This is a genomic window from Neobacillus vireti, assembly GCF_001026695.1.
GTDB lineage: Bacteria > Bacillota > Bacilli > Bacillales > Cytobacillaceae > Neobacillus > Neobacillus vireti.
The window spans coordinates 538060-552321 of the sequence record NZ_LDNB01000002.1 but is presented as its reverse complement, the minus strand read 5'-3'; the positions used below and the strand labels follow the sequence as shown (position 1 = coordinate 552321).

At 39.5% G+C, this 14262-nt stretch carries 15 protein-coding genes; 1 reads left to right on the top strand and 14 read right to left on the bottom strand.

What is annotated here, in order from left to right:
- Nucleotides 1-33: 33 nt before the first annotated feature.
- From AA980_RS03035 to AA980_RS03005, 6 genes are all read right to left on the bottom strand, one after another.
- Nucleotides 34-879 carry an alpha/beta fold hydrolase gene (locus tag AA980_RS03035; protein ID WP_024028290.1) on the bottom strand — a complete coding sequence of 282 codons (846 nt, stop codon included), beginning with the start codon at nt 877-879 and terminating at the stop codon, nt 34-36.
- A 241-nt stretch (nt 880-1120) separates the two neighbouring features.
- The gene (locus AA980_RS03030; protein ID WP_024028289.1) at nt 1121-2317 is read right to left on the bottom strand and encodes an MFS transporter; all 1197 of its coding nucleotides are present in this window, start codon (nt 2315-2317) and stop codon (nt 1121-1123) included.
- Between the two features lie 461 nt (nt 2318-2778).
- Complete coding sequence (locus tag AA980_RS03020; RefSeq protein WP_193392245.1) at nt 2779-3243, bottom strand: flavin reductase family protein; 465 nt, start codon at nt 3241-3243, stop codon at nt 2779-2781.
- A 16-nt stretch (nt 3244-3259) separates the two neighbouring features.
- Complete coding sequence (locus AA980_RS03015) at nt 3260-3550, bottom strand: hypothetical protein (RefSeq protein WP_024028286.1); 291 nt, start codon at nt 3548-3550, stop codon at nt 3260-3262.
- A gap of 186 nt (nt 3551-3736) precedes the next feature.
- The gene (locus AA980_RS03010; RefSeq protein ID WP_024028285.1) at nt 3737-5158 is read right to left on the bottom strand and encodes a radical SAM protein; all 1422 of its coding nucleotides are present in this window, start codon (nt 5156-5158) and stop codon (nt 3737-3739) included.
- A complete protein-coding gene (locus AA980_RS03005; protein WP_024028284.1) occupies nt 5151-5894 on the bottom strand; it encodes a prolipoprotein diacylglyceryl transferase in 744 nt (247 codons plus the stop codon). Before AA980_RS03005 ends, AA980_RS03010 begins: the two co-directional genes overlap by 8 nt.
- A gap of 183 nt (nt 5895-6077) precedes the next feature.
- Here AA980_RS03005 and AA980_RS03000 point away from each other — a divergent pair, with 183 nt between their 5' ends.
- Nucleotides 6078-6632, top strand: coding sequence for a GNAT family N-acetyltransferase (locus AA980_RS03000; RefSeq protein WP_024028283.1), 555 nt, complete (start codon nt 6078-6080; stop codon nt 6630-6632).
- Between the two features lie 12 nt (nt 6633-6644).
- Here AA980_RS03000 and AA980_RS02995 read toward each other — a convergent pair whose 3' ends face one another.
- The 8 genes from AA980_RS02995 to AA980_RS02960 form a co-directional block, all read right to left on the bottom strand.
- Nucleotides 6645-6845 (bottom strand): hypothetical protein, encoded by a 201-nt coding sequence (locus tag AA980_RS02995; protein WP_024028282.1) that lies wholly within the window; start codon nt 6843-6845, stop codon nt 6645-6647.
- Nucleotides 6846-6941: 96 nt separating this feature from the next.
- Complete coding sequence (locus tag AA980_RS02990) at nt 6942-7487, bottom strand: outer spore coat protein CotE (protein ID WP_024028281.1); 546 nt, start codon at nt 7485-7487, stop codon at nt 6942-6944.
- Between the two features lie 255 nt (nt 7488-7742).
- Nucleotides 7743-8198 (bottom strand): RicAFT regulatory complex protein RicA family protein, encoded by a 456-nt coding sequence (locus AA980_RS02985; protein WP_024028280.1) that lies wholly within the window; start codon nt 8196-8198, stop codon nt 7743-7745.
- Nucleotide 8199: 1 nt separating this feature from the next.
- Nucleotides 8200-9744, bottom strand: a complete 1545-nt coding sequence (miaB, locus tag AA980_RS02980) for a tRNA (N6-isopentenyl adenosine(37)-C2)-methylthiotransferase MiaB (RefSeq protein ID WP_024028279.1) — start codon at nt 9742-9744, stop codon at nt 8200-8202.
- A gap of 189 nt (nt 9745-9933) precedes the next feature.
- Nucleotides 9934-10800: a 2-oxoacid:ferredoxin oxidoreductase subunit beta gene (locus AA980_RS02975; protein WP_024028278.1), complete on the bottom strand. Its 867-nt coding sequence runs from the start codon at nt 10798-10800 to the stop codon at nt 9934-9936.
- Nucleotides 10801-12537 carry a 2-oxoacid:acceptor oxidoreductase subunit alpha gene (locus tag AA980_RS02970; protein WP_024028277.1) on the bottom strand — a complete coding sequence of 579 codons (1737 nt, stop codon included), beginning with the start codon at nt 12535-12537 and terminating at the stop codon, nt 10801-10803.
- Between the two features lie 446 nt (nt 12538-12983).
- Nucleotides 12984-13244, bottom strand: coding sequence for a stage V sporulation protein SpoVS (spoVS, locus tag AA980_RS02965; RefSeq protein WP_003211281.1), 261 nt, complete (start codon nt 13242-13244; stop codon nt 12984-12986).
- Between the two features lie 157 nt (nt 13245-13401).
- Nucleotides 13402-14199 (bottom strand): TIGR00282 family metallophosphoesterase, encoded by a 798-nt coding sequence (locus tag AA980_RS02960; RefSeq protein ID WP_024028276.1) that lies wholly within the window; start codon nt 14197-14199, stop codon nt 13402-13404.
- Nucleotides 14200-14262 lie beyond the last annotated feature (63 nt).

Sequence of the window (14262 nt, the reverse complement as noted above, 5' to 3'; positions counted from 1 at the left end):
CAAGAACGTTAATGCTTCATTTTCATAGTCTTTCTATAGTTCACCGTTGAAAAAATCCGTTGTTAGTTTGATAAATCTTTCTTTTTGCTCTACTTGTGCCCAATGTCCACAACGCTTAAAAATATGAAGCTGGGCATTTGGCAAATAATCCATTACATATAGACTGCTTTGAAGCGGTACAAATCGATCTCCATGGCCATGAATTAGTAAAATAGAATGATCCATTTGTTTTAGTGCGGATGGTGGAACAAGCATATCGGTTAACTGTGATTTCGAAAAATTTTCTTCATAGGATCTGCGGACCTCTGGCTTCAAAAATAACTCCAATCGCTCTGAAACAATTGTCTCAAGCTCATCTTCCAGAACACTTTGATCAAATAAAAACCAGCTTAATAGATTTTTAAATGCAATAGGATTTGGATCCTTATGGAAGTTTGCTAATTTTGCAAGTTCTGGAGTTGGTTCTGTCAAGCCTCCGCCTGCCCCCATTAATACAACACGGTCAAACCGCTCTGGAGCATACATTAGAAGGTGTAGGGCAATGACACCTCCAAGGGAGTTACCGACTAAATGTGCTTTTTCAACCCCTAATTTGTCCATTAATGCTAGAACCTGTTTGGTCCTTTCATTCATCCACTCTGCCCCATTTTTCGGGTAGGTTTCAGGATGGTCAGTGTTGGCAAATCCGAATATGTCTGGAGCCACTACATGAAAATTCTCTTTGAAATGTGGTAATATGTGCTGCCAATTTGACTTTGCACTTACTCCAGGGCCGCTGCCATGTAGAAAAATAATCGTTTCCGCGGATGGCACACCGCCTTCATGGAAAAATGTTTGATAGTCTCCTGTTTGGGCTTTTCTAGATAAAATTTCCGCCATTCTTTTCTAACCCCACTTTTCAAAAATAATATAAAAACTCCTAGGTCACCCTAACTAAAATTTTAGTTAGGTGTTAATAATATGAAAATAGTGGTAAACAACCAAAATAAAGCGCTTTCTTTACTTGACTATAATTTTACATCCGAATATTCTACTTTGTCAATGAATTCTAAATATTTTTAAATTAAAGAAGCTAAAATGACAAAAATTCATTTCATCATTTTAGCTCTATTTTACAAATTTATTGACCTACTGTAACTTCCAAATCCCTTTTTGGAACCCGCACTGACATCGCCCAAACCAATGCCAACACTATTAATCCAAGCGCACTTACAGCTAATGGGAATCTACCAATGTCCTGTTTAAATAAGGTTTGAATAAGCTGAAATCCAAAAGGACCCAAGATTCCACCGAGGCCTTGACCTACAACGACTAATCCCACGGCCGATGCTCCAACAGGGGAAAGCTCTGATACTTTAGTAAAAACACCTGGGAGACCGATTCCCATTGCAAAGCCTCCTACAAGACTTCCAACAAAAATCATCGTTAAATTATGGGAAAAATAACAGACGGCCATACCTAGTCCCGTTACTAAAACAGCTGCGGGTAAGTAATAGTTTGGCAGTTTGTGTTTTATTTTTCCAAATAAAAACCCCGCAAGCAGTGTTCCAAAAGTAAAAACTGAGATGGCCAGACCAGCCTCGGTTGCATTACCCAATTTATCGGCTTGAATGACAACGGAAATATTCGTGACATAGCCAAAAATCAAACCGGAATATAATACCTGTCCTAAGCAAACCCAATAGATAGCTTTCGGTAATTTAACCTTTTGACTAGGTGCCGATCCTTCTGTTTTAGTCTGCTGCTTCTTTTCAGGCTCTGGAAGATAAAGGATTGTAAGGGCTAGTATCCAGATTGGGAATAGATAGGTTAAGAAACCATAGTGCCAGCCAAAAGAATCTGCTAAAATTCCACCAACTAATTGAAAGAATATCGCTCCAATACATGCGATAGTTGAAGTTCCAAAGCCGATTAAGAAATCCCTTTCTCTGCCATCGAAGAAATCGGTAATCACATCTACCGATAATGGCATAGTGATCCCAACACCAAGCCCTAAAATACCTCTCATTACAATAATCAATGGTAAACTATCAATAAATGTTGGGAGTATTCCACCGATAATAAATAGGCTTAAGCCGATAAACAAAAGTGTCCTCTTCTTGAAAATTTTGGTAAGTTTGCCGTAAAAGAGTGCAGGAAAAATTTGAATTAATCCAGGAAAGGTCGCAACTAACATAACGATTGTCGGGTCATATTGTGGAAATGCCTCAATAATATCAGCCATTATTGATCCGGCTACCCCCGCAGCTACATCCTGGAATGCAAGAATGACAACCAAAAACTTAAGGAAATTTCTGCTGATTGTTTTTACTGCCAATGAATAAACCTCCCTTTATTAATAATTGAATCAAAACGGTGAAAGTTGTAAATAACAAATGAATCCGCTTTCATAAAAAATCAAAATTTTGACCGCGTCTATCGCTTTTGTTGGCCATCAAAAACAATAGACTAAAATTCCAGTTGAAACCCTACTAAAATTTTAATATTATAGATTTTTACAATTTTGAATCCATTTTCGAAAAAAAAGGCGCCTTTCTTAACTAACTGTAATTCTACATACCCGCTTTTTACTTGTCAATATATTCTAAATATTTTTTATTTTTAAAATAAAATTCATTATTTCACGAAAACGCAAAAAAATGCGCTGTATCTTCCAGCGCATTCTTCTATAATTCAAAATCAAGTAAAATTTTACTGCTAGTTTTAAAAAATGGATAGCTTTTGTAAAATCACCAATAGAAAACCATAAAAAACTATCTAACTGTCTTGATTCTTCCATTAATCCTCTGCCAACCGTCGATATTTTCCACTATAATAAATAAGTGGTTCGGCATCTTCAATCCGAATGTCCGTAACCTTGCCAATAAACAACGTGTGGTCCCCTTCAACATGTGCAGCCGAAACTTCACAAGAAATTTGCGCCGAGGCATTCGACAGCACTGGAACTCCGTTTAGATGTTCGAACACTACTTCTTGATGATTTTTCAATTGTCCGGCAAAAATCATTGACACCTCCTGCTGGTCAGCAGCAAGGATATTAACGGAGAATGTCCCGCTCTGTTTTATTTTTTCCAGCATTTGTGCCTTTTCTGCAATCGAGACCACGACAAGTTTCGGGTTGAGTGAAACGGACATAAAGGCATTGGCGGTCATCCCATGAATATTTCCGTCAACCTCTGTTGCCACTACTGTTACCCCTGTCGCAAATTTGCCCATCGCCTCTCGAAATTGACGATCATCCAACATACTCCACTCCTTTTCATCCACCAAAAAAATTGGTGATTAAGATTCCAAAGCAGGCGGTAAATAACAAAACATTTAAACCAAGACCAATTAATGCCCCTTGCCCTAACCGGTTCCTTTTCGTTGCGAAACTTATGATTGGAAACAGAATTAAACCAATGATTGCAATACACAAATAGCCAAAAAAGATAGATGCATTCATAAATAATATTAATATACCTAATAAGTAAATTCCAAGAGAGATTCCAAGACCAAGCCAAAAGTCTTTTAATGACCCATCTTTTTTATTCCCTGGATTTTGACTCACTCCAAAACACCCCTATTCCTGTAGAATAGAACTTTTTTGTGACCGCCTTGCCTCTTTTTTAGAGTTCGTGGGCACAATTATCTTTTTTTGTGACCGTCTCGCCTCTTTTTTCGGATTCGCGGGCACAATAAACTTTTATTGTGACCGTCTTTCCTATTTTTTCGGGCTCACGGTCATAATAATCGCCTAATCCGCACTAACAAAAGTTCGCCCCTCAAGCTCTGCCTGAATTTTCTTCAACTCTTGCTCTTTCTCATCGCGATAAAATAAATTGTAGGTATCAAATGGAATGATGCGGCCATCTGGATGGGCAATATGAACACATGATTTCTTCACAGAGCGGATGTCGAAATTGTAGGCGTCTAAAAATTGCATGATAATTACACGGAATACATTGTCATAACCAATTTGGCCAGGCATCGAAATTTTCGGCAGACAGCATAATAAATCCTGCAATGATAAGGCCGACGAATCTGGTGAGTGATTGAGCGAAAACAGTTTGAAGATCATATTTTTAATATTGTCATCCTGCTCAAATACAATCGTATTCCGTTCCCCTTCTAAAAGTATTTTCGGATCAATTAAACCAGTTAACGCTGTGACTTCACCATCTTGTTTTAAGGCGTATCCCATCGCTAGGCAATCTGGGTGGCAGGGAACAGGGATGATATCCTTTGGTCCAAATACATTCGATTGGTCGATAATCATCTGCCGGACTTCACTAAGCGTTAAACGATTCGTCGATGGATCGTAGTCTTCCAATCTCCCGGCTGCTTGGATGGGCTGGAAGGTTACCCCTCGCACACATTTCTGCTGCAGACCATACTGAATGATCTTTCCAACTTCATGATCGTTTAATCCTTTTTTCAGTGTCACCACGAGGGTAGTGGAAATATTATACTCATTTAAATTATCGATCGCTCTCTGGCGGATGTCTCGTAAATCTACACCTCTTAATTCTTCAAGGGCTTCCTTTTCAAAGCTATCGAATTGCAAATAAATTTCAAAGCCCGGAGAGTAATAGGCAAGCCGTTTTACAAATTCCTTATCATTGGCGATTCGAAGTCCATTCGTATTCACCATTATATGCCGGATTGGCCTCGATTTTGCCAGATCAAGAATGTCAAAAAACTGCGGATGAATCGTTGGCTCCCCGCCGCTGATTTGAACGATATCTGCATACCGTTCATTTTTTATAATATTATCGAGCATAAATTCAATTTTTTCCAGGCTGCGGAAGCTTCCTTTTTGCGGGGAGGATTCTGCATAGCAAATCGGGCATTTCAAATTGCATCTCTCGGTTATTTCTAAAAGCGTCAAGCAGCTATGCTGTTCATGGTCGGGGCATAGTCCGCAATCATACGGGCAGCCGTATTTAATTGGTGTATTCCAGCGATATGGCATTTCCGAGGGCTTAATAAATTCACGGCACCACTTATAGTAGGCAACATCAGTTGAAATCAACACTTTTTCCCGCCCGTGCTGCATACAATTTTTCACCAAATAGACTTTTTCATTTTCGATAATGACCTTTGCTTCGACTTTACGCAGGCAGGTTGAACAAATACTGTTCGTTAATTCATAAAATAAATAAGGACGGTTAGGCATGGACTTCTCTCCTTCTTTCTGTTTGTTTTTTATTAATCAGCCAGAGGTAATACGTGATTCCTAGCAAGCTTGCAAGCTGAATATTATTAAGTATCCAGTAAGGGTGCGGCGTTGGCTTTATAAAATCAATCAGCAAACGAAACGATAAATAACTTAGCATGAATAACTGGAATAATAGCCCTTCCCATCCAACTTGTTTTCTTTTTATTTGATAGAGGACAAAAATGAGAACAAGCAAGAAGAAGATTTCATATAACTGGGTGGGATGCCGGTTAATTCCATCGCCAAAGTCAACACCTGTGAACCAAGTGGTTGCCACGCCGTATGTATGATCATCCAACCCTGTTAAAAAGCAGCCGATTCTCCCAATCATCATCCCCACTGCTAAGGGCAGAACAAAATCATCACCAGTCGAACGTTTCCAGCCAATTAATTTTTTGGCTGTTTCTACACCAATTAAGCCGCCTAATAACCCGCCGACAATCGTTTTTCCCTCGATAAGATAAATAAGATTATTCCAATTTTCTAGTGTCTTTTCGGGGTCTTCAAACCAATAAAGAAACTTCGAACCTAAGGCAGCGCCTAATGTGGCCCCAACTACCACCCAAAGTGCTTTATCCATCGGGATTCGTTCCTTATTTCTCGTAAATAAATACACTCGGAAGCCGATAAAGTAAGCTAGTGCTTCTAATAACAGATGCGGATGGATTCCAAATATATAGAAAGGGAAATTCACCTTTGTCTCTCCTTTCTAAAATCGAGCTATGCTTCTATATTATCAGAATATTAAGAAGAAAACTTTTATTTAGTTACTTTTTTTACCTTCCATTGAAATAAATATTTACTATTGACTTAGACCCCATTCTATGAGGAAAATTAAGGTATTAACTAACATTATGATTAAAAGTGAGCTGATACCGTGAATTTTCCTGTTTTAGAAACAAAAAGACTAAAATTAATTGAATTAACAGATCTACATGCTAATAGCCTTTACGAGATTTTCTCTTTAGAAGAGGTGACGCGGTTTTATGGCACCGATCGATTCACTTTACATGTTGAAGCATCCAGATTAATTGACATGTTTCACAAGAACTTCCTTGAAAAGCGAGGAATACGCTGGGGAATCAAGCTAAAAGAAAACCAAAAAATCATCGGGACGATTGGTCTGAATGGCTTGCAGCTAAAAAATAAACGTGCCGAGATTGGCTATGAACTCCATCCTTCTTTTTGGAGGAGGGGGTATACGTCAGAGGCAATAAAAGAAGTGCTCCGCTTTAGCTTTCAGCAATTGGAATTGTATCGAATCGGGGCCGTGGTTTACCCGGAAAATCAAGCTTCCAACAACTTGCTTTTGAAGCTCGGGTTCACTAACGAAGGTTTACTACGCGGTTATATCCATCAAAATGAACAATTTCATGATACCCATGTGCTGTCTTTATTGCGGCCTGAATGGGAACAAAGCCAGGAAGAATGATATCCTGGCTTTTTACTCTTCAAAAAACGCTTTAAACTCTTTTGGATCTTTCCGTTCCTCTTCATGATAGTACGGGTTATTTTCTACAGCATCCTTTGGATCAAGATTCGTTTTAATGACTAACATGGGGGAAGTCGAACTTTCTGCAATCATTCGATCATTTAATTTATCAAAATCAGGCATCTTTCTACTTCCAGGCTGTCTTGGTTCCAATGTTAAACACCTCCTAAAGTTAAGGTGCTTGTTTTCAGTAAAAAAATTCGCTGAATATAAGAAAAAAACTAGGAAGTAAAAACCTCCTAGTTCATGTTATTCCTCTTCTGAGCCGACTAAGAAATCGGGATTTAGCTCTTCGAATTCTTCGTCGTCTACATCCATTCCCCACTCATCGTCATCGTCTTTGAGTCCTTCAGGATTGACGCGAACGCAAATCTTTGTCTCACCGATTACTTCAACAAGAAATTCTCTTTCGACATGGACGATAATTCGATTGCCATTTGGGGAGATGACTGCTTCGCAACAATTTGGCTGCTGCAGAACGCGTGCAACAATTTCATTGTCATCGATACAATCTGGATCACGATACTTTAACTTAATGACATCTGTATATTGAACACGTTCAGTTACCACTTCTGTTTTGGTATTATCATTAAATGAGTACCAAACGTTGATGTCATACGAGCCATGTATCTCTACAGTCTTGCCGACTTTTTTCGCGTTATATTTATGGTTGATGATCCAACAGCCAAGAATACTTGTTGGACTATGTGCCGGGCTTATCGTATGATTGGACTGGGTGAATTTCTGTCCCTTCGCTACTACCGCCTTTGCTAATATCTCTCTATATTCTCCCATTTCGCGCGAACCCTCCTCATTCAGTTTCATTTCATCCTATGCTAATTTGTAGACTAGTGTGAAATATATTTTTGTGAATACTGGTTAAATGTTTAGTCATAGTTCATTTTATGCGGGATTTAATGGTGTGTGCCTTGTATGCCTGTACTTAAAACGGAGGGAACCATGATTGGAAGTATTCTTTAGGGGTTTGCTTAGAAAGGATTATTGTATAAAAAGAAAAACCAGGCTTCGTTAAAAGCCTGGCTCAAGGTTTTAATGTTCGTGATCGCAATCGTCGTGGCCTTCGCAAGCACCGCCGCCATTCTTCATGCTAGAACCCGTTTCACCCATTAATACGTCTCCACCCGTTGAAACAATAATTTCATCGGTAACCGTATTAGATATGGTTGAAGCAATCAGCTGCAGCAATTCATTTACTTCTAATTGAGATTGCTTGAAATCCTGAACAACAGGGATTTCATCTAACTCTTGCTCAATGGTAGCGATTTTGTCTTCTACCTTTTTTAATGCTTCCGGTTTTCCGTAGTGCTGCAGATTTACTGCTTGTTTTTGCAATCCTTTAATATCTGCAATTAACGTCTTGACCTTTTGATTATCATGGATATGAGCTTCAGCCCTTTTGAAGAAGTCTACTTCCTCAGTTTCTGCAATCATCCGTGCTAAATCCGCAGCACGAGCGACGATATCGTCTTTTGTATACTTCGCCACTTTATTTCACCTCTGCCGGTTGTAATTCTTCGACCATTTCTCCGTTTAATGACCATGTTTTTGCTTGGGTAATTTTCACTTTGACAATTTTGCCAATTGCTGACTTTGGAGCAGCAAAGTTTACCAGCTTGTTTCTACTTGTATACCCAGCAAGGACTTCAGGGTTGTTCTTGCTTTCCCCTTCAACAAGAACGTCAACGATTTGACCTTCATGCTTTTTCATAGCCTCTAAAGAAAGTTCATTTACAAGCGCGTTTAAACGCTGCAAGCGTGCTTTCTTTACTTCCATTGGGACATTATCCTCCATTTTTGCAGCTGGAGTACCTTCCCGCGGCGAGTAAATGAAGGTATACGCTAATTCATAACCAACCTCACGATAGAGTGACATCGTTTCTTCAAACTGTTCATCCGTTTCGTTTGGATAGCCAACGATAATATCTGTTGTTAAGGCAACATTCGGAATCGCTGCTTTAATTTTTCTCACAAGCTCTAAATATTGTTCTCTTGTATATTTACGAGCCATAATTTTTAGCACATCAGTTGACCCTGATTGAACTGGTAAATGGATATGATCCATAAGGTTTCCGCCTTTGGCAAGAACCTCAATCAAACGGTCATCAAAGTCGCGTGGGTGGCTTGTTGTGAATCGAATCCGCGGAATATCGATTTTACGTAAATCATCCATTAGCTCACCAAGACCGTAGTTAGCGCCTTCTAGGTCTTTACCATACGCATTGACATTTTGACCAAGGAGCGTGACTTCCTGGTAGCCTTGTGCTGCTAATTGACGTACTTCATGGATAATTTCTTCGGGACGACGGCTTCGTTCCTTCCCACGCGTGAATGGGACGATACAGTACGTACAGAATTTATCACAGCCGTACATGATATTAACCCAGGCTTTAATCTTACCACGGCGGACTTTTGGAAGGTTTTCAATGACATCGCCTTCCTTTGACCATACTTCAACAACCATTTCTTTTGACATGTATGCCTCATTCAAAATGTTTGGTAAGCGGTGTATATTGTGGGTACCGAAAATCATATCTACCTGCTGATACGTTTTTAAAATCTTGTTGACAACAGATTCTTCTTGAGACATACAGCCGCAAACACCTATAAGTAAATCAGGCTTTTCCAGTTTTAATGACTTTAAGTGGCCAAGCTCACCAAAAACTTTGTTTTCGGCATTTTCACGAATCGCACAAGTATTTAAGAGAATAACATTCGCATCCTCCGTACTGTCTGTCGGCTCATAGCCTAGAGCTAAAAAGATCCCCGCCATCACTTCCGTATCATGTTCGTTCATTTGGCAGCCATAGGTGCGAATATAAAACTTTCGACCCTCACCCATACCACGGAATTCTTCAGGAATCGCAAAATCATTATGATATTTTACTTCTTCTTTACCACGTTTTTTCGCTTCTTTTAAAGAAGGTGCAGTTATTACCTGCTCAAAGTATTTGCTGTAATCCTTGGCGGATTTTTTGTCCGAAGAATTGGCAGCATCAACTAGGTTACTATCTAAACGTTGTTTTTCATTCATTGAGATAAAACTCCTTTCAACCGAAATAAAGTAGACGTCTATTAAAATAACTAATGTAATTTTTTACCTTTTTTATAAAAAGTAAAAAAGTGCGTTATCCACACATTATTATAGTATAAAGGTTTCAGCGGGTGAAAACAATAGAAAATCCCGGGGAAGCGATTCCCCGGGATGATTAGCTTTTAATGATTACATAAATTCAGCAACTAATTTATCAAAGTGCGCTTGATCAAGGTTTAAGTTTGAATCTACTAACGGTTCTTCGGAGTATCCAGTCAATAATTCTTGATAAGAAGGACGCTCATTGTTTTGGTAAATAAGTCCAGTAACTAAGCCGTTATGCTTCATTAATGTCTGCATCGCCATTTCACGGTTTGATGCGTCATATCCTTCCACATCACTAAGCTTCGTTAGATTTTCCTTAAACCAATCATAAGTGTTGACCTTATTATAGGTTACACATGGACTGAACACATTGATTAAAGCGAAACCTTTGTGGTTGATACCCGCTTCAATTAATGCTGTTAGGTCTTTTAAGTCGGTCGAGAAACTTTGTGCAACAAAGGTTGCTCCAACTGTTAAAGCCATTTCCATTGGGGAAATCGATTGTTCGATTGATCCCATTGGCGTAGACTTTGTTTTAAATCCTACCGCGGAACGAGGAGATGTTTGACCCTTTGTTAACCCGTAAATTTGGTTATCCATGACAACGTAAGTAATGTCAATATTACGACGAATCGCATGAATCGTATGCCCCATCCCAATTGCATAACCGTCACCGTCACCGCCTGAAGCAATAACTGTCAAATCACGGTTGGCCATTTTAACCCCTTGAGCGATTGGAAGTGAGCGGCCATGAATGCCATGGAAGCCATATGAATTAATATAACCAGAGATACGGCCTGAACAGCCAATTCCGGAAACTACTGCTAAATTTTGTGGTTCTAAACCAACATTTGCTGCCGCACGCTGCATTGCCGCTTGTACGGAGAAGTCGCCACAGCCTGGGCACCAGTTCGGTTTCACATCGTTACGAAAGTCTTTAAAAGTGGCCATTTAGAACAACTCCTTACATTTTGAATGAACTTCGTGTGGTAGAAATGGATTTCCATCATATTTAAGGTATTTAGTGATTTTTTCAGCATGTCCAACATTCATTTTCATAATATTTGCCAACTGACCGGTTGCATTGTTTTCCACGACAATTACTTTTTTCGCAGAACGAACAAGTGGAAGCACCTCGTCGGTTGGGAATGGATGAATTAAGCGAATTTGTGCATGATTTACTTTCAAGCCGTCTTTTTCTAAGCGAATCATTGCTTCTTCAATCGCCCCGCGAGTCGAGTTAAAACCAACGATTAACAAATCAGCTTCTTCGTGTGGTGCATTCTTATAAACAGGTGTATTAAAACGGATACTCTCAACTTTACGGAAACGTTTATCCATTTGAGCAATCCGATTTGCTGCCGATTCAGATGGTTTACCCGTTTCAGCGTGCTCAACACCTGTAACATGGTGAATACCATTTTTCATCCCTGGGATCGTCCGTGGTGAAACACCATCTTCTGTTACTTCATAACGTTTGAAATATCCTTTATTTTCAATCTCTGGAAGCTCATCTGTTACGAGCTTACCGCGTCTAATTTCCACTTTAGAAACATCAAGCGGCTCTACTGTTTGTTTTCCTAGAGATAATTGAAGGTCGGACAATACAATAACTGGACATTGATATTCTTCAGCTAGGTTGAATGCTTCAGCCGTATCATAGAATGCTTCTTGAACAGTACTTGGAGCCATAACAATCTTCGGAATTTCTCCATGTGTGCCATAAATCATCGCCATTAAATCTGACTGTTCTTGTTTTGTAGGTAATCCTGTTGAAGGACCACCACGCTGTGTATCAACGATAACAAGCGGTGTTTCCGTAATACCAGCCAAGCCAATTGCTTCCATTTTTAATGATAAGCCAGGGCCTGAAGAAGCTGTAATCGCACGAACACCGCCATAGCTAGCGCCAATTGTCATGGTACATGCTGCAATTTCATCTTCAGTTTGGATAACAGTCCCGCCTAATGCAGGTAACTTCTTAATTAAATACTCCATAATATCAGAAGCTGGTGTGATTGGATATGCAGCCATGAAACGGCAGCCAGCTGCAAGCGCACCTAAAGCGATTGCATCATTACCAATCATATACATACGGTGTTTGCCATCGGCTTTTTCAAGAACCATTGTTGGCACATTTGCCTCCATTTGCTCTTTCATGTAATCAAAGCCAGCTTGGATGGCTTCCATATTTTTCGCAACAACTTTGTCGCCCTTTTTGCCGAAAATCTCGCGGACTACTACTTCAAATACCTGTATATCTAAGTCTAACACTGCAGAAGTTGCCCCGATTGCTACCATGTTCTTCATTAAAGAAGTTCCTAGTTGAGTGGCAATTTCTGTGAATGGAACCGCATACAACGATGCCAAAGTATCTTCTGGTTTTTTTGGATTAAATTTGGAATCTGCTAGGATTACTCCTTTGCTATGAAGCTCTTGGTAATTTACATCGATGGTTTCTTGATCAAACGCAACTAGAATATCAAGATCATCAGAAATCGAACGAATCTCTGTTGTACTTACTCTGATCTTATTGTTTGTATGACCACCTTTAATTCGTGACGAAAAGTGCCGATAACCATACAAGTAATATCCCATTCGATTCAGTGCGATTGCAAAGATTTCCCCCGTACTTTCAATACCTTCCCCTTGTTGTCCGCCAACTTTCCACGAAAGTTGATTGATCATGACTTACACCCCTTTGGATATGTAAAAAATAAGTAGTTTGAATCTTCTTATAGTGTAGCACTTTTCCGAGTACATCGCTATTTTTTACGCTTTAAAGACTAAAAGCAACTCCTCAGATATGTACTAAACGCTTACAATTCTAGACCTATGCACTTAAAATTGCAACCCTTTGGAGCGAAATATTGTCTAAAATATGAATATTTTTTTATTATTTGAAATCTGCTATTTTTCAATTCGAAAAAGTAAGGCTCCTTAGGGGTTTGAACATGCGGTCTGATGCTATTTCACCTTATTTGCCGGCAATGAATTTTCCTTTTTTGCAATTTTTCGTTATATATCAGAATAGTATATTTATAATTAAATAACGAGAAAAAACCCGCTTGTAAACACACTACAAGCAGGAGATTTAGAATCAGTTTAAATAACTTATCAATAGTCTATCTCTTTCACCGCGGCTCAACGATAAGCTTAATGGCTGTGCGTTCCTCCCCATCAATTAAAATATCGGTAAACGCAGGGATACAGATTAAATCAACTCCGCTAGGTGCTACAAATCCTCGTGCAATTGCTACTGCCTTTACGGCTTGATTCAATGCACCCGCACCAATTGCCTGTATTTCTGCTGCACCTCTTTCACGCAGAACTCCGGCAAGTGCACCAGCTACAGAATTAGGATTAGATTTTGCTGAAACTTTTAATATTTCCATTCCTAGCTCCCCCTTAGAAAATCCCGATCCCGCATGAGCAGTTTCATGAACACAAATCAGGTTATAACATTCCACTGCTACTATATTCAGTTGTCAAATGACATATTCCGGCTTGGACAAAAAAAAGCAAAAGAAACCTTCCATTGGAAGGTTTCGCTTAACTATATAATGGATGATCGTCGTTGATTAAAATGCGCTCCATTTTCTTACACTGTCCACTTTTTCTATCAAGTTCGATATAAACTGCACTTAGCTGATTACGGCCTGATTTTGCGACCTCAAAGCGTACAGGAAGGCTTGTAAGAAACTTGGTCATTACTGCCTCTCTTTCAACGCCAAGAATGCCATCGTAAGGCCCCGTCATCCCTACATCGGTTAAATAACCTGTTCCCCCAGGCAAGACCCGGCTATCGGCTGTTTGTACATGTGTGTGTGTCCCGACAACAGCAGATACTCTGCCATCAAGATACCAGCCCATCGCCTGCTTTTCGCTCGTCACTTCCGCATGAAAATCGACAAAAATGAATGGTGTTCTTTCTTTAGCTATTTCAACTAATTCATCGGCCTTTCTAAACGGGCAATCCAATGGTGCCATAAATGTTCGCCCTTGCAGATTAATGACCGCCACTTCCAGCTCATTTACTTTAAAAAATGCCAATCCTTTACCAGGAGTTCCTTCTGGAAAATTCGCCGGTCTGACCATATTTTTCGCCGAATTGATAAATTCAAAAATCTCGCGATTATCCCAGGCATGGTTTCCAAGGGTTACAGCCTGTGCTCCATACCCTAAAAATTCACGGTAAATTTTCTCCGTAATCCCTTTGCCTCCAGCTGCGTTTTCCCCATTAATAATTGTAAAATGCGGCCGGTATTTCTCTTTTAATTTTGGCAGATATTCCTTCACCATGTCACGGCCTGGTGAGCCGACGACATCGCCGATAAAAAGTAGATTCATTTGATTTCCTTTCGTCAAAAAAATATTTATTTGTTTAAATTGTATCACAAATCCCCGCTCTTT

Excerpts from the sequence above, each read along its gene's own strand:
- AA980_RS02960 (WP_024028276.1), bottom strand. The coding sequence starts at position 14,199 with ATGAATCTACTTTTTATCGGCGATGTCGTCGGCTCACCAGGCCGTGAC.
- spoVS (WP_003211281.1), bottom strand. The coding sequence starts at position 13,244 with ATGGAAATATTAAAAGTTTCAGCAAAATCTAATCCTAATTCTGTAGCT.
- AA980_RS02975 (WP_024028278.1), bottom strand. The coding sequence starts at position 10,800 with ATGGCCACTTTTAAAGACTTTCGTAACGATGTGAAACCGAACTGGTGC.
- AA980_RS03035 (WP_024028290.1), bottom strand. The coding sequence starts at position 879 with ATGGCGGAAATTTTATCTAGAAAAGCCCAAACAGGAGACTATCAAACA.
- miaB (WP_024028279.1), bottom strand. The coding sequence starts at position 9,744 with ATGAATGAAAAACAACGTTTAGATAGTAACCTAGTTGATGCTGCCAAT.
- AA980_RS03010 (WP_024028285.1), bottom strand. The coding sequence starts at position 5,158 with ATGCCTAACCGTCCTTATTTATTTTATGAATTAACGAACAGTATTTGT.
- AA980_RS02970 (WP_024028277.1), bottom strand. The coding sequence starts at position 12,537 with ATGATCAATCAACTTTCGTGGAAAGTTGGCGGACAACAAGGGGAAGGT.
- AA980_RS02990 (WP_024028281.1), bottom strand. The coding sequence starts at position 7,487 with ATGGGAGAATATAGAGAGATATTAGCAAAGGCGGTAGTAGCGAAGGGA.